The organism is Pseudomonas sp. B15(2017) (assembly GCF_002113215.1).
Taxonomy (GTDB): Bacteria; Pseudomonadota; Gammaproteobacteria; order Pseudomonadales; family Pseudomonadaceae; genus Aquipseudomonas.
On sequence record NZ_NEJZ01000001.1, the window covers coordinates 58,363 to 74,686 of the forward strand.

Sequence of the window (16,324 nt, forward strand, 5' to 3'; positions counted from 1 at the left end):
TGGATCAACCGCGCTCGGGCGGCACCGACGACAGTTCGAAAGGACTGCTGCTGCGCCGCTGGTTGCGGTCTTCCCGTGGCGTGGCGCCGAAGAAGTTGCGGTAGGCGCTGGAGAAATGCGGCCCCGAAGAGAACCCACAGGACAGGCCGATCTGGATGATCGACTTGCTGGTCTGCATCAACATCTGCCGGGCCTTGTTCAGGCGCAGTTCCAGGTAGTACTGGCTCGGCACACGGTTGAGGTATTGCTTGAAGATCCGCTCCAGCTGACGCCGGGACACGCACACATGCTGGGCTATTTCGTCGGTGGTCAGCGGCTCCTCAATGTTGGCTTCCATCAGCAGCACCGCCTGGGTGAGCTTCGGATGGCTGGAGCCGAGACGGTTCTGCAATGGAATGCGCTGACGCTCGCCGCCCTCGCGGATGCGCTCGACCACCAGTTCTTCGGAGACCGCACCGGCCAGCTCCGCACCGTGGTCACGGGCCAGCACAGCCAGCAGCAAATCGAGCACCGACATGCCGCCGCACGCGGTCAGGCGATCGCGATCCCAGTCGAACAGATGGCTGGTAGCGATGACTTTCGGGAAGCGTTCGGCGAAATCGTCCTGCCAGCGCCAGTGCACCGCCGCGCGGTAACCATCGAGCAGACCCAGTTGCGCCAGCGGGTACACACCGGCCGACAGACCACCGATCACACAACCGGCGCGCACCAGTTGCTTGAGCGCGCTGCTGAGTGCCGGCGCCAACGTCGTCGGAGGCTCATCGGCGAGCAGGAACAGTTTCTGGAAGTTCTCGAGTTTGCCGGCCCAGGGTTCGCCGGGCAGTTGCCATTCACCTTCGGCCGGGGCTTCGGCCTGCAGGAATGACAACTCGTAAACCACGTCCGGATGCACACGCTGGGCGACACGCAAGGCCTCCTCTGCCAGCGCCAAAGTCAGAGCTTTAGTGCTGGGCCAAATCAGGAAACCAATTCGATGGGCAGTCATGGGCGGGCAATCCGAAGCGAAGAACGGTGATGAAGGCAAGGGCCAATGCTAGCCCAAAATGAACACAAATCTTGAAACTGGCGCGGATCCCTTGTGGGAGCGAGCTTGCTCCGGGCGGCGATCCGACGAAAGCGGTGTGTCAGCTGACATCACTGCTTCTGAACCATCACATTCGCGAGCAAGCTCGCTCCCACAGAGGAATCTGGTCCGCCTTCAGATCGCGAAGCATGACCTAATTTGGTGCGTAACGGGAGCGATTACTTGAGGCTGCCCGAGAGGAATTGTTGCAAACGTTCCGACTGCGGATTGACCAGCACTTCACGCGGGTTGCCGCTTTCTTCCACGACGCCTTTGTGCAGGAACACCAGCTGGTTCGACACTTCACGGGCGAAGCCCATTTCGTGGGTTACCACCACCATGGTCCGGCCTTCCTGAGCGAGGGCCTGCATGACTTTCAGCACGTCGCCGACCAGTTCCGGGTCGAGGGCCGAAGTCGGTTCGTCGAACAGCATCACTTCCGGCTCCATCGCCAGCGCACGGGCGATCGCCACACGCTGCTGCTCGCCACCGGACATGTGCCCCGGGAACGCGTCTTTACGATGGGCCACGCCGACCTTGTTCAGGTAGTGCTCGGCTTTCTCGCGAGCTTCGGCCTTGGACACGCCAAGGACGTGAACCGGCGCTTCCATGATGTTTTCCAGCGCGGTCATGTGCGACCACAGGTTGAAGTGCTGGAACACCATCGACAGGCGCGAACGCATGCGTTGCAGCTGTTTCGGGTCAGCGGCTTTCAGCGCGCCGTCCTTGTTGGCGACCAGCTTCAGCTCTTCGTTGTTGAGCAGGATCTTGCCCGCGTGCGGCTGCTCGAGCAGGTTGATGCAGCGCAGGAAAGTACTTTTGCCGGAGCCACTGGAGCCGATGATGCTGATCACATCGCCGGCGGCCGCTTTCAGGGAAACGCCCTTGAGCACTTCGTGACTGCCATAGCGTTTATGCAGGTCTTGGACTTCAAGCTTGTACATGCGGTCGGTTCTCACAAAAACAGTCAGTCGTTGAGCAAAGGGCCGTCGCGCAGCGCATCGCGCCCCGCCACTTTGGCCAGCCAGAAACCGGGTTGGGCGTAACGCAGCCGCTCAATGGCAAACAGCACCCCGGACGTACCAGCACACACCGTGCTGACCCGATCCGACAGCGGATCGATCACTTCGAAAATCTTGTCACCGGCTTCAACCCACTCGCCGGGCTTGCGCAGGAAACTCACCACGCCCGGATGCGGCGGCAGAAGCAATTCAGTGCCCTCGAACGGCATGCCTTCGCACGGTTCGTGCGCCGCGCCCGGCCACTCGCCACGGATCAGGCCTTGCTCGGCAAGGAACGCCAGAATCCCTTCGGCCCAGGCTTCAGCCTGCGCAGGCGTGGTGTCAGCCTGACCGCCCAGTTCGACAGTCGTCGCCAGGCACGCCAGCGGAATCTGTGCATCCGGAAACAGACGCGACAGACGCAGCCACGGCAGCGAACAGGCTTCGTCGAACGAGCTGCCGCCGGAATCTTCCGCCAGCAGGCCGACTTTCACATCCAGGTGCGCGGCGAGCGAACGCCACTGCGGCCAGTGCTGCGGCAAGGCGTACATGTGCAGCGCGGCTTCACAGTCGCAATGCAGGTCCAGCACCACATCGGCGGTGGCGGCGTGTTGCAGCAGGATGCGCTGCATGCCTTGCAACTGACTGCCGGCCTCGGGCAATGCGGCCAGATGATCGGCCATCGCCTGACGGATCAGACGGATGTTGGCGTGCGGGTCATCACCGAGATGTCCTTCCAGCCTGGCGGCCACGGGGGCGCTGAGCTCGACGAAATCACGGTTGAAATTCCTGCCGCTGCCGGCCTCGAAACGGCCCTGATGGTTGCCTTGCAACAACTGGCCAAGACCCAGCGGGTTGGCCACCGGCACCAGCTCGATGACGCCGTTGAGCAGACCCTTGGCTTCGAGTTCGCCGAGGCGTTTTTTCAGTTCCCAGGCGGTGCGCATGCCGGGCAGTTCGTCAGCGTGGAGGCTGGCCTGGATGTAGGCCTTGCGCTCGCCGCTGCCGAATCGAAATACCGAAATCCGGCGCTCGCTGCCCAGGTGGCTCCACGGCAGAACGTGGTCGATACGTTCCATATCAGTGCTTCCTCGGGGCCAGGTAGCTCAGCCAGCGACGCTCGGCCAGCTTGAACAGGCGCACCAGAATGAAGGTCAGGCACAGGTAGAACACGCCGGCGGTAATGTACGCCTCGAACGGCAGGTAAAACTGCGCGTTGACGGTACGGGCCGCGCCGGTGATGTCGATCAGGGTCACGATGGACGCCAGACTGGTGGTCTGCAGCATCATGATCACTTCGTTGCTGTACTGCGGCAGCGCCCGGCGCAGGGCCGACGGCAACAGAATGCGCTTGTACATCTTGACCCGCGACATGCCCATGGCCTTGGCCGCTTCGATCTCACCGTTCGGCGTGGCCTTCAGGCTGCCGGCGATGATTTCAGCGGTGTAGGCGCTGGTGTTGATCGCGAACGCCAGGCACGCACAGAACGTGGCGCTGGACAGCCACGGCCAGAGGAAGCTTTCACGCACCGCTTCGAACTGGGCCAGACCGTAGTAGATCAGGAACAGCTGAACCAGCATCGGCGTGCCGCGAATCACGTAGGTGTAGAGCCACGCCGCGCCGTTGACCACAGCGTTCTTGGATACCCGCATCAGCCCCAGCGGCAGCGCCGCGAGCAGACCGAAGAACAGCGACAGCGCGAGCAACTTGAGGGTGGTGACCAGACCGCCGAGGTACAGCGGCAGGGCCTCCCAAATGACGTTGTAGTCGAAGATCATAGATCAGCCGCCCTTACGCCTACCGAGTAGCGCTTCTCAAGGTGACGCAGCGCCAGCAACGAGACACTGGTGATCACCAGGTACATCGCCGCCACTGCGAGGAAGAAGGTAAAAGGCTCGCGGGTGGCGTCGGCCGCCTGCTTGGCCTTGAACATCATGTCTTGCAGACCGACCACGGAAATCAGCGCGGTGGCCTTGGTCAACACCAGCCAGTTGTTGGTGAAGCCCGGAATCGCCAGACGGATCATCTGCGGCACCAGCACCCGGAAGAACACCTGGAAGCTGCTCATGCCGTACGCCATGCCGGCTTCGGCCTGACCTTTGGGGATCGCCATGAACGCGCCGCGGAAGGTTTCCGACAGGTACGCACCAAAGATGAAACCGAGGGTGCCGATACCGGCGGCCAGCGGGTTCAGGTCGATGTAGTCGTCATAGCCGAGCATCGGCGCAACGCGGTTGAGCAGGTCCTGACCGCCGTAGAAGATCAGCAGGATCAGCACCAGGTCGGGAATCCCGCGAATCACCGTGGAATACAGATCGCCCAGCCACGCCAGCCAGCGCACCGGCGACAGGCGCAACGCGACGCCGATCAGCCCGAGAACGATGGCCAGGGCCATGGACGACAAGGCGAGCTGAAGCGTCAGCCAAGCGCCATCGAGGATGACAGCCCCGTAGCCTTTCAACATGATTCAGGTCCTCGAAAGTTGGGATGAAAAAATGGCGCAAACCGCAGAGATCCTGTTGCTTGCGCCATTTCGGACGGGTCGAGCGACGTCTTTACTTGCCGTAAATGTCGAAGTCGAAGTACTTGTCCTGGATTGCCTTGTACTTGCCGTTTTCGCGGATGGCCGCGATGGCAGTATTGATCTTGTCTTTCAGGGCGTCGCCCTTGCGTACCGCGATGCCTACGCCGTCGCCGAAGTATTTGACGTCGGTGAACGCCGGGCCCACGAACGCGAAGCCTTTGCCGGCGTCGGTTTTCAGGAAGCCGTCATTCAACAGCGTAGCGTCCGCCACGGTGCCGTCGAGGCGGCCGGCGGCCACGTCGAGGTAGATTTCGTTCTGCGAGCCGTACGGCTTGATCTCGGCACCCAGCGGGGCCAGGACTTCGCGGGCGAAACGCTCGTGGATCGAACCACGCTGCACGCCGATGTTCTTGCCCTTGAGCTCGGCCAGACCTTCGCTGACCTGAGTGCCTTCCTTCATCACAAGGCGAGCCGGGGTGTTGTAGTACTTGTTGGTGAAGTCCACGGACTTCTTGCGGTCTTCAGTGATCGACATGGACGACAGGATCGCGTCGATCTTGCGCACTTTCAGTGCCGGGATCAGACCGTCGAACTCTTGCTCGACCCACTGGCACTTGACCTTCATTTCTTCGCACAGTGCGTTGCCGATGTCGTAGTCGAAACCGACGATGCTGCCGTCCGGCGCTTTGGAGGCGAATGGAGGGTAAGCCGCTTCGATACCGATTTTCAGAGGCTTTTCATCGGCGAATGTCGGCAGGGACAGCACGGACAGTGCCAGGGCGCCAAGCAGCACAAGTTTCTTCATCTTGGGACTCCATCGGTAAAGGGCAAAAACGGCAGAGTGAGCGACAGCCCAATATGCGAATGGGTGTAACGAAATCGATTGCTGCGTGCGTGGGACAGTTCCAGTCAAAACCGCGAAGGCTTCAACGCAAGCCACGACGAGCGAGTGATCGGCATTCTAACGACAGGCCCGAAGCCGATATTTCTTCAATGCGACAACTAATTACAGATGCACCGAGAAACCCGCTTGAGCACATTGACAGCCCTGCAATTTCATGCAAGAGCGAAAGACAGTGAACCGATCTATGCTGCAAATTGCGGGCCTATTATTCGCAAACCCTTCTAATCCGGCAAGCGCGGGGATGCCTCTTATTTTTCACCGGGGGTTTTGAGGCTCTAAAACGGGGCGATGCGTTTCCGGACGCCCCGTTGCGGAGCGGGCGGTTACACATTCAGTTACTTGAAGGCTGACGGGTAACAGTGGGAATGGGCTGACGGAGCAATTCGATAATTATTGGCCGAAGATTCCCCCCCTAACTGATTGTTCCCACGCTCCGCGTGGTAACGCCTCCCTCGACGCTCTGCGTCCGCTCTTGGGACGCAGAGCGTCCCGGGCTGCATTCCCACGCAGAGCGTGGGAACGATCGACTCCACAAATGAAAAAGCCCCGCCCGGCGCGATGCCGGGCGGGGCTTTTCAGCCTCCAGACCCGCCGCTTACGCGACGTTCATGGTCTTGTGCGTATCGATCAGGTGTTGCACCACACCCGGATCGGCCAAGGTGGAAATATCACCCAACCCTTCGTACTCGGCCGTGGCGATCTTGCGCAGGATGCGGCGCATGATCTTGCCCGAACGGGTCTTCGGCAGCCCCGGCGCCCACTGGATCACGTCCGGCGAAGCAATCGGACCGATCTCCTTGCGCACCCAGTTCTTCAGTTCCAGACGCAGCTGCTCACTCGGCTCTTCGCCGTTTTTCAGGGTGACGTAGACATAAATGCCCTGCCCCTTGATGTCGTGCGGCACACCGACCACCGCCGCTTCGGCGACTTTCGGGTGAGCGACCATCGCGCTTTCGATCTCGGCGGTGCCCATGCGGTGGCCGGACACGTTGAGCACGTCGTCCACGCGACCGGTGATCCAGTAGTAACCGTCGGCATCGCGACGGGCGCCGTCACCGGTGAAGTACATGCCACGGAAGGTCTTGAAGTAGGTGTCGACGAAACGGTCATGATCGCCATACAGCGTGCGCGCCTGACCTGGCCACGAATCGAGAATCACCAGATTGCCTTCGGCCTCGCCCTCGATGATGTTGCCGAGGTTGTCCACCAGCGCCGGCACCACACCGAAGAACGGACGTGCTGCAGAACCCGGCTTCATTGCATGAGCGCCCGGCAGCGGGCTCATCATGTTGCCGCCGGTTTCGGTCTGCCACCAGGTATCGACGATCGGGCAACGGGACTTGCCGACGTTCTTGTAGTACCAGTCCCAGGCTTCCGGGTTGATCGGCTCGCCCACCGAACCCAGCAGACGCAGGCTGCTGCCGTCCGCGCCTTCAACAGCGGCGGTGCCGGAGGCCATCATCGCGCGGATCGCGGTCGGCGCGGTGTAGAGGATGTTGACCTTGTGCTTGTCGACGATCTTCGCCACCCGGGTGATGTCCGGATAGTTCGGCACGCCTTCGAACAACAGTGTGGTCGCGCCGTTGGCCAGCGGGCCGTAGACGATGTAGGAGTGACCGGTGACCCAGCCCACGTCGGCGGTGCACCAGTAGATTTCGCCCGGACGGTAGTCGAACACGCGCTCGTGAGTCATGGCCGCGTACAACAGATAGCCGCCAGTGGTGTGCTGAACGCCCTTCGGCTTGCCGGTGGAACCGGAGGTGTAAAGGATGAACAGCGCTTCTTCGGCGCCCATCTCTTTCGGCGCGCAGACGGTGCCCGCCACTTTCATCAGGTCTTCGTACCAGATGTCGCGATGCTGGTTCCACTTGATGTCGCCACCAGTGCGCTTGCACACGATGACTTTCTGGATGCTGCTGGTTTCCGGGTTGGTCAGGGCGTCGTCGACGTTGGCCTTGAGGGAAATCTTCTTGCCGGCGCGGATGCCTTCGTCAGCGGTGATCACCACTTTCGAGCGGCAGTCGATGATGCGCCCGGCCAGGGCTTCCGGCGAGAAACCGCCGAACACCACCGAGTGAATCGCACCGATCCGGGTGCAGGCCAGCATGGCGACCACGGCTTCGGGAATCATCGGCATATAAATGGTCACCACGTCGCCGCGATGTACGTCCTGGCCACGCAGGGCGTTGGCGAACTTGCACACTTGTTCGTGCAGTTCGCGGTAGGTGATGTTGCGGCTTTCGGAAGGATCGTCGCCTTCCCAGATGATGGCGACCTGATCGCCGCGCTCGGCCAGATGACGGTCGAGGCAGTTGTAGGAAACGTTCAGGGTGCCGTCGGCAAACCATTTGATATCGACATGGTGATCGTCGAACGAAGTCTGTTTCACCGTGGTGAAAGGCTTGATCCAGTCGAGGCGCTTGGCTTGTTCGCGCCAGAAGCCGTCAGGGTTGACGACCGACTGTTGGTACATGGCTTTGTAGGTCGCCTCGTCGGTCAGCGTATTGGCCAGAACCTCGGGACGAACGGGATACAGGGAAGCCGCACTCATCTTTCCTACCTCGGTGTAATAGTTGTTTTTGTATGACCCTGTTGTAGCCGGGGCGCCCGTATAGAACCATTCGACGATGGTAGTAACAAGCCCCTACAAAACATCCAGAAATGCCCGGAACACCCCTGAAGCAAATGACGCAACCCTTGTGGGAGCTGGCTTGCGAGCGATTCAGACGACCCGGTTTCCCGAGAAAGCCGCAGCGGTGGTCACACGATATCCAGCGATTGTTACCAAATCTGCCAAAGGTGTTTATCAAAACCGGGTCTGTTTACCCCTACTCCGCCTCCCTAAAATTCACCTCGCCGACAAGGCAAAGCGATTAACAAGGTTACAGCCCCCACGAAGGCCGTTAATCCAGTTCTGAAGTAACAAAGCAAAACGATGAAGTTCCACACGCAACCCCAAAAAGGTTGCGTGACCCCACTCGACCTCAAGAAGGTAAATTTCAAATGAAAGCTTTATTGGTTCTGGCCCTCAGCAGTCTGTGCGCAACCGCCATGGCAGACGAGGTTCCGACTGATGTCGCACAGCAACAACCCGCCATCGAGGAATACACTTACTCCACTCACCTGGACATCGCCAAAGTTGTTTCCATGAGCGAAGTTCCAAATGTCTGCGAAGTAGTACCGATGAAAATGGAGTACGACGACTCCAAGGGTCAGCGTCACATCCTGCGTTACAGCATCATGGGCAACGGCTGCACCAATTGATGTTTTGAGACTGCACCGAATCGGATCGCTCAGCGCAACATCGAGGGTCGATTCCAGCCCGGCTTCGGTCGGGCTCAGTTGTGTTTGAAGCGGCGCAAAAGGCTTGCAAAACACAAGATATAGTGAAAAACACGGTTTTTTGCTCGTTTTTTGAGCAATCAATCACACGCCAAAAAATTAATGAAAAAAAATTCTCCGGGGCCAATCCCGGCGAAAGCCCTGTAAACCCTCGCTCCGAACGAAATCACCTTCCCGCTCGACCACCCTGCGCTGTTTCGCCCTCCCCCACGCGGTTGTTTTTTTCCCTATAATGCCGCCCCATCGGGTCAGCAATATTCCCTTACAGGGATCAAAGCCATTCTGAAGCCCCGCAGCAGCGTCAACGCTGACTCGCGCCCGTCAGAGGCTCTCGGAAACCCGAAAAAAATTTTCTGTTTATTGCCTGCGTAGCACCGCTGCAAAAAACGACATCCAACGCGGCCTGTACGGCCGTGTGAAAAACCAACCCATCAGTTTTCACACGGGCACAGGCCCTCACGCAGGAGACGACACGTCATGCTGAGCTGGGACGAATTCGACAAAGAAGACAGTGAAGAAGCAGTAGTGAAAGGCGCCAACGCCGGCCACGCTAGCGAAGCCAACATGGACCGCCTCGACAGCGCCGGCGGTGCCGCCGCCCTCGAAGCCCGTGCCGTGACCGCCGAAGACTCGGCCGCCGTGGCCCGCGCCAAGGCTGCACTGGATTCCCTCGACGTCGCCGAAGGCCTCGCCGAACTCGAAGGCTCCGCCGCCCGTGTCGCCGTTGACGAAAAGCGCATGATCAACTGCCGCGCCGACCTCAACCAGCTCGTGCCATTCAAGTACGACTGGGCCTGGCAGAAATACCTGGACGGCTGCGCAAACCACTGGATGCCGCAAGAAGTCAACATGACCGCCGACATCGCCCTCTGGAAAAACCCGGAAGGCCTGACCGACGACGAGCGCCGCATCGTGATGCGCAACCTCGGCTTCTTCTCCACCGCCGACTCCCTGGTTGCCAACAACCTGGCCCTGGCCGTGTACCGCCTGATCACCAACCCGGAATGCCGCCAGTACATCCTGCGCCAGGCCTTCGAAGAGGCGATCCACACCCACGCCTACCAGTACTGCATCGAATCGCTGGGCATGGATGAAGGCGAGATCTTCAACATGTACCACGAGATCCCGTCGGTCGCGAAAAAAGCCGCCTGGGGCCTGAAATACACCCGCGCCATCTCCGACCCGGAATTCAACACCGGCACCGTAGAGACCGACAAAGAACTGCTGCGCAACCTGATCGCCTACTACTGCGTTCTGGAAGGCATCTTCTTCTACTGCGGCTTCACCCAGATCCTCTCCATGGGCCGCCGCAACAAAATGACCGGCGTCGCCGAGCAGTTCCAGTACATCCTGCGCGACGAATCCATGCACCTGAACTTCGGCATCGACGTGATCAACCAGATCAAAATCGAAAACCCACACCTGTGGGACGCCGAAATGAAGGAAGAAGCCTCGCAGATGATCCTGCAAGGCACTCAGCTCGAAATCGAATACGCCCGCGACACCATGCCTCGCGGCGTACTGGGCATGAACGCAGCGATGATGGAGGACTACCTGAAGTTCATCGCTAACCGTCGTCTGTCGCAGATCGGTTTGAAGGAAGAGTACCCAGGGACGACTAACCCGTTCCCTTGGATGAGCGAGATTATGGACTTGAAGAAAGAGAAGAATTTCTTTGAGACGAGAGTTATTGAGTATCAGACTGGTGGTGCGTTGAGCTGGGATTGATCCGATGCTCCCCTGAAACACAGCAAGGGCTACCACTGGTAGCCCTTTTTTTGATTTTCGATTCATCAGAACCAGCTTGTCGACCTCACCCTTATCTCTTCAATTCTCACCTGCTAGACTGGTCTCGCATCATCACCATTTTTTTCGGAATTCGGCATGCAACCTGATATAGATCACGCACGATTCCTAGCAAGGATTCTCAACCGTACAACATTTACGTCGCTAGCCCGTGGAGAAAATCCACGCGACATTTTCAAACTCTACCTAGATAAAATCGACCACATACGCATCAGTACAACTAACGACTTATATGCTTACGCATACAATTCGATTCAAAAAAACTATAGAAATGAATATATATATAAGTCCGCTATCGCGGATCGCATAATCTTTGGCCGACACAGCCCAAACTCATCAGCACTTTCAATAGAACTGCCAGTGGGAAGCTCCATTGTAGATGCTGCGGTATTCAATGGAACATCAACAGCGTACGAGATAAAGACCGAATTCGACAGCCCAAGAAGGCTAACTTCCCAGACACCAGACTACACAAAAGCCTTTGACAAGATATATATCGTCACACACCCACAACAAGCAAAACGCTATGCTGAAAAAGCCGACTCACACATTGGAGTATTATCACTAACTTCAAAAGGAAGTTTTTCAGAAATAAAGCCAGCAACCAGCAACATTGAAAACATTGACCAAAAAATAATATTTAGAATGTTGCGAAAAGATGAATACCTACCAGCACTCGAAAGAGTAACAGGAGAAAAAATCCAATTACCCAATGGCATAATAAGAAACCATTGTGAAAAAATATTTTTAGAAATTGAGAAACAGGCAGCACACAAAATTTATATTGATGCAATGCGCCAAAGGACAACCAGACCTGAAACTGTAGATTTCATGAGGAGTCTTCCTAGCCATTTAAGGGTTCTCGGATACGCCTCCCCTCTGTCCAGACCTCAGAGAGCTCGTTTACTAACGGCACTTGAGGAAAAAATTAATTAGCCACATTTTCATTAGCAAGGAAAGCAATATGTATAGCCCGTACCTTTACGCACGCGCATCAGAGTTACTAGCTCTAAGATTCCTGGTCACTGAAAAAGCTGACTTAACAGGACTATTACCGATATTAGAGCCCGTAACTTCCGACACTAGTGGCATACATCGCTGCATGGACGCCTTCGGAAACGATAAAAAACCCTTAATAGTCGTTACGAACCCAAACCAACACCAATATTTAAATAGCCCAGCAACGCAGGCAAATCTTGTCAAAAACAGTCAAAACTTATTCAACAGTCATTCAACCTTACTCCCAGGTTATTGCATAGGACCTACAACTACACAAAGCCACGTAGCTGCATTCCTAAAACAGTACCCGAGCAAAAACGTCGCACTTCTTTACAACAACCCAGCTCTTAGCGAAGCAGAAATACAGACAAATTCCACCCTTAGTCAAGTTTCATTTCATGTAATCCTCAACGACAAAATCTCCACCGCACAGCTTTCTAAAATACCAAAAAACAAAGCCGTAATCACACAAGATTTTTTCAACAAACTTGACCGTAATGCAGACTACAGTGGAAAAGAATTTTTTACGGACAAACACAAAGCCGTAGGTAAAGATTTCTGTGCAATTGGTGATTACACCATCACGGGAAAAAAACTCGAAATGGGTGGCGGAAAACCCGGCGCCGTGGCAAGCCATATAATCTATAAAAACTCTAATACCTCAGACATCTGGATTGAGCATTTTGTATCAGACGAAACCGATAGAAACATCAGTGACGCAGAAACAAAATTCTTAGAGATGGCGCGCAAACTAGTCCGTCAAGTAAGAGGCTCGCCAACTGAGTTCGGCTGGAATAGCAGTTTGAAAGCCTACGACGATCATGTAAAACATAGTACATGGTCAGGACTGCCAAAAAACAAAGAATATCAGATAAAACATCACATCCAGCTTATGCTTGACGTTTTAAATAAACGACTCTAAACAAAAAGGTCGAGCGATTAAAAATCGCTCGACCTAAAGATCGTATGATTAACTCAGAGCACTTGATAAATAAATCTAGCTCTTGACCACGAGAACAAATGTCCATAGGCTTTTGTCTCCGGCGCCTAAGAAACGCCTCAAGTAGCGGCTTGACCGCTCCCGAAAGATGCGGCTTTTTTGTGCCTATGGATTTCTCGTGGGCGTAAAACACCTCTGCTATGTCGGGAGTGGGCTAATACAAGACCCGAAAGGGGAATATGTCCGGCCTTCTACTTGGGGTTTCTTAACTCCCGGCGCCTTAGCCCTAAGAAAGCTATCAAGTAGAGGTAATGGATATGCCTAAGATTTTTCCCTTCTCAGTGAAGGAAATCACCTACAGCTTTACTGCTGCATTTACGCCTCCACACAAGGAGGTCGATCATGTCTGAAGTCATCACACCCACAGTTTTCAATCGTCACAACCTTGCCCTTCACGCCCTCCTCCTTGAAAACCAACCGTGGTTCTGTGCCCGCGATATCGGCCGCCTGATGGGAGTCCACCTATGCGATCGCATGGTCAACAAGCTAGATAAAGATCAGCACCGCGTCCTGTGGGTCGACTATTACCGACAACCCGAAAAACAGCTGATGCTTAGCGAATCTGGTGTGTATGCGCTGTTGGTATATCACTACGTCCCAGGAAACCGGCTGCTACGTGAGTGGCTAACCAATCAGGTTGTGCCAGCCTTGCGCGACGCGGATCCGTCTGAGAACACGGATCGACCGATGTTGAGTTTGCTGGATTGGCCGGAGATGTCGCTGAGCTTGCTGCATTGGCGAGATGAAGGCTGGATTCGGCTGCGAGACATGCCTTACCTGCTGAATGATCAGAGCCAAGAGCGAGCTAGAGCGGCGAAACCTTGGTGGCGGAGAGTCGCGCAAGTATTCCAGTCTTCGAAGCACTCGATGGGTTAGAGCTGTGGTTGTAGGACCATGCGAGATCCGTCGCGATATTCTGTAGGAATTTTCGTAGACAGCTGTAATGGCCACTCAGTATCGTCCGAGGGTTAACAACCCTCGGCGACTGTATGGATACGAAAAAGGAACAAAAAGGCTGGACCAATGACGAATTGGAAGCATCGGTCGACGCCTATCTCGCGATTCAAGCGAAATATCCAAACGATGAAAAATTCAACAAGTCTGCAGAGCACAAGCTTCTGCAGGATGACGTGCTCGCCAGTCGCAATACCAAGTCGATCGACTATCGCCTACAAAACATTTCGGCTCTTTTTGATGAGCTGGGACTGAAGCCAATTGTCCATTACAAGCCGAAAGTCAACATTGGCTCGGGGATCACTGCGCGCCTGACCAAAATTTTAGAAGCCAAAGGCCTTCTGACTCAGAGCACCGAGCTGCTTGCTACCGAGGGTGGCGTTCGGAGTCGACACGTTAAGCCAGCTAAAGCACAGAATTTCGTAGACGTTCCAGAAGATGACTCGCCCCCACATCAAGGGGTGACAGTTACCCGGTACTTCGTTCGAAACTCAAAAATCAAAGGCTGGATTCTAGAAAACGCTAAAGGTATTTGTGAGGCCTGTGATCAACCTGGTCCATTCGAAGTGGATGGAAAACCGTACCTTGAGGTTCATCACGTTAAGCACTTGGCACAGCAGGGTAAGGATCACAAAAACAATACTGTTGCGCTCTGTCCGAATTGCCATCGGCGCTGCCACCACTCGAGCGACCGAGTGGAGTTCACTGATTCGCTCTATAAAAAAGTGAAACGGTTGAAGCGGCAGTAAATTCTCTGCCCAATAGAGGATGTGGTGAGGAAAGAAATCCAACCCGCCTCTCGCTACTAACCCCCCCACTCAAGGACCCGAGCCCCAACATGAAATTCGACCTCGCCTACTGCCTCAGCCTCGACGACAAGCTGTCGATCTATGACGTTCGCGATCTCAATTTCGATGAGACGGTGGCGTTCGATTCCGCCAAGGAGCATTTCCAGTGCCCCAACGACGCCTGTCGTTCGGCGTTCGATGCCTCCAACGAGTTGGGCACCTTCAACGCCAAGAACGTGAATTACGTGCGCACGCCGCACTTCAAGAATCTGCCCGGTACGCAGCATGTGGCGGGTTGTCCGTATGTGAGTTTGAAGACGTCGGCGTCTGGGGTTGAGGCGGCGGATGGGGAAGCGGATGACGGGCGGGAGGAGCATTTCCCGTCGGAGTTGTTACTGACGCGCCGTGAGTATGTGCGCAAGCCCGCTGCGCCAGCGGGGGCGGCGGATGTGTTGCGGGATGATCCGGTGCGGGTGGCGACTGCCCCTTTGAAAGAATCGCCGAGTCGTGAGACGGCGCCGGACAAGACCAGTGTCTTCGCTCACCCCGTGGAGTGTTTTGTGTCGAACTTCGCGGACAAGGATTTGCTCAAGCGCATGCCGTTGAAGATTGGCGAGCATACGGCGCCGTACAGTTCGTTCTTCAAGAAGATCGAGTACTTGATGGACAACAAGGGGCTGATTTACTGGGGCCGGATCAAGAAGATCGAGGACTTTCACAGCGCCAGTTTCCGGATCGATTTCGAGGACAGGGTCTGGTTCAAGAAACCGGATGACAGCAAGAAGAAGCCTTATCCGGTAAGTGTCTATCTCAACAAGAAGCTGATCGACAACTACCGCAAGCGCAAGGCGTTTCTGGAAGAGATCAAGCACGCCATCGACAGTGACAAGGAGTTGTTCTGCTTCTTCTATGGCGTGACGCCGGAGTTGAAGCAGGTGCCGGGCAAGAAGAACCCCGAAAAGCCTTTCGAGGTCTTCAATGCCAATATCGAGAACCTGGATCACTTCATCATTCGTGAAGCGCCGGGGCTGGCGTGAGGGTTAGCCTTGGGGCAGTTGCAGTTTGACGGCGCCGGGGTTTGATCAGGGAGTACAGCCAGACGTATGACCTGAGCGGGCGCGACGGCGCGCTGATCGATTTGTTGCTGCATGAATTGGTACGCAGTGCGCCATTGCCGCTGCATATCCCGCTGCCGCCTGACGGAAGACTGCTCGAACTGTGTCAGACCTTTCTGCATCAGCCGAATGCCCACCAATCACCCCAGCAATGGGCCGATCAGCTGCACGTAAGCTTACGCACCTTCAACAGACTGTTTCGCCAGCAGACCGGCCTGAGTTTCAGCCAATGGCGCCAGCGCGCCTGCGTGGTATTGGCACTGGCACGGCTGGCGGCCGGTGAAGCGGTGACGCGAATTGCCCTGGATTTCGGCTATGACAGCCCGGCGGCGTTCTCGACGATGTTCCGCCGGATCCTCGGTCAGGCACCGTCCGTCTGGTTGGAGGCGGCGAACTAGGGCAAATCAAAAAATGCGTTTGATCCCGGCCGAAAACAACTGTACAAAAACACAGTACATTTTCCATCAGCACTCTCGAGCCCGGAGCACACCATGGCCTCTTCTGCGATGAACCTCATCCTCGAACGTATTGCCCTTTTCCAGTTCACCCCGACCCATTGCGCCCAGGCCCGAGAGATGTTGGGCTGGAGCGTGGAACAACTGTCGCGGGAAGCCGGGGTTTCGGTTGACGACATTCAGCGGTTCGAAGCGCAGCAGGACGTTGCGGATGCGGCGCGGCTGGCGTTGACGTATCGGTTCGAGGCGCAGGGGCTGGTGTTCTTTCCGGGGTTTGCGCCGGGGCGTTCGACAAGCATCAAAGGGACCACGGCCGAGTCGGTGGAACGTGGGAATTATGCGATGGCAGACTGAAGACTCAGGACTTGATCG

The 16,324-nt window shown here is 56.3% G+C and carries 15 protein-coding genes and 1 pseudogene; 9 read left to right on the plus strand and 7 right to left on the minus strand.

Annotation, left to right across the window (positions count from 1 at the left end):
• Positions 1-4: 4 nt before the first annotated feature.
• The 7 genes from argR to acs form a co-directional block, all read right to left on the minus strand.
• Complete coding sequence (gene argR, locus CAF73_RS00270) at positions 5-985, minus strand: transcriptional regulator ArgR (RefSeq protein WP_011335538.1); 981 nt, start codon at positions 983-985, stop codon at positions 5-7.
• A gap of 257 nt (positions 986-1,242) precedes the next feature.
• Complete coding sequence (locus CAF73_RS00275) at positions 1,243-2,007, minus strand: ABC transporter ATP-binding protein (RefSeq protein ID WP_003227281.1); 765 nt, start codon at positions 2,005-2,007, stop codon at positions 1,243-1,245.
• A gap of 23 nt (positions 2,008-2,030) precedes the next feature.
• Positions 2,031-3,143, minus strand: a complete 1,113-nt coding sequence (locus CAF73_RS00280; protein WP_085701592.1) for a succinylglutamate desuccinylase/aspartoacylase family protein — start codon at positions 3,141-3,143, stop codon at positions 2,031-2,033.
• 1 nt (position 3,144) lies between these two features.
• Positions 3,145-3,843, minus strand: a complete 699-nt coding sequence (locus CAF73_RS00285; protein WP_085697085.1) for an ABC transporter permease — start codon at positions 3,841-3,843, stop codon at positions 3,145-3,147.
• Complete coding sequence (locus tag CAF73_RS00290) at positions 3,840-4,529, minus strand: ABC transporter permease (protein ID WP_007951063.1); 690 nt, start codon at positions 4,527-4,529, stop codon at positions 3,840-3,842. The genes CAF73_RS00285 and CAF73_RS00290 overlap by 4 nt, the downstream gene beginning before the upstream one ends.
• Before the next feature lie 91 nt (positions 4,530-4,620).
• Entirely contained in the window at positions 4,621-5,394 is a 774-nt protein-coding gene (locus tag CAF73_RS00295; RefSeq protein ID WP_064383630.1) for an ABC transporter substrate-binding protein, read from the minus strand.
• Positions 5,395-6,088: 694 nt separating this feature from the next.
• Entirely contained in the window at positions 6,089-8,044 is a 1,956-nt protein-coding gene (gene acs, locus CAF73_RS00300; RefSeq protein ID WP_085697086.1) for an acetate--CoA ligase, read from the minus strand.
• A gap of 452 nt (positions 8,045-8,496) precedes the next feature.
• On the opposite strand from acs, the gene CAF73_RS00305 reads away from it, so the two are divergent.
• From CAF73_RS00305 to CAF73_RS00345, 9 genes and pseudogenes are all read left to right on the plus strand, one after another.
• The gene (locus tag CAF73_RS00305; RefSeq protein WP_085683611.1) at positions 8,497-8,757 is read left to right on the plus strand and encodes a DUF2790 domain-containing protein; all 261 of its coding nucleotides are present in this window, start codon (positions 8,497-8,499) and stop codon (positions 8,755-8,757) included.
• A gap of 555 nt (positions 8,758-9,312) precedes the next feature.
• Positions 9,313-10,563 (plus strand): ribonucleotide-diphosphate reductase subunit beta, encoded by a 1,251-nt coding sequence (locus tag CAF73_RS00310; protein WP_085683612.1) that lies wholly within the window; start codon positions 9,313-9,315, stop codon positions 10,561-10,563.
• A 156-nt stretch (positions 10,564-10,719) separates the two neighbouring features.
• A complete protein-coding gene (locus tag CAF73_RS00315; protein WP_139834790.1) occupies positions 10,720-11,577 on the plus strand; it encodes a sce7726 family protein in 858 nt (285 codons plus the stop codon).
• 28 nt (positions 11,578-11,605) lie between these two features.
• Positions 11,606-12,562 carry a sce7725 family protein gene (locus CAF73_RS29525; protein WP_139834791.1) on the plus strand — a complete coding sequence of 319 codons (957 nt, stop codon included), beginning with the start codon at positions 11,606-11,608 and terminating at the stop codon, positions 12,560-12,562.
• Positions 12,563-12,982: 420 nt separating this feature from the next.
• A complete protein-coding gene (locus tag CAF73_RS00325; protein WP_085701594.1) occupies positions 12,983-13,516 on the plus strand; it encodes a Bro-N domain-containing protein in 534 nt (177 codons plus the stop codon).
• A gap of 113 nt (positions 13,517-13,629) precedes the next feature.
• A complete protein-coding gene (locus CAF73_RS00330) occupies positions 13,630-14,343 on the plus strand; it encodes an HNH endonuclease signature motif containing protein (protein ID WP_085701595.1) in 714 nt (237 codons plus the stop codon).
• A gap of 89 nt (positions 14,344-14,432) precedes the next feature.
• Complete coding sequence (locus CAF73_RS00335) at positions 14,433-15,419, plus strand: hypothetical protein (RefSeq protein WP_085701596.1); 987 nt, start codon at positions 14,433-14,435, stop codon at positions 15,417-15,419.
• A gap of 65 nt (positions 15,420-15,484) precedes the next feature.
• A pseudogene (locus CAF73_RS00340) lies at positions 15,485-15,895 on the plus strand (helix-turn-helix domain-containing protein); the annotation flags it as partial.
• Positions 15,896-15,988: 93 nt separating this feature from the next.
• Positions 15,989-16,306 carry a hypothetical protein gene (locus tag CAF73_RS00345; protein WP_085701597.1) on the plus strand — a complete coding sequence of 106 codons (318 nt, stop codon included), beginning with the start codon at positions 15,989-15,991 and terminating at the stop codon, positions 16,304-16,306.
• The last annotated feature ends 18 nt before the right edge of the window (positions 16,307-16,324 follow it).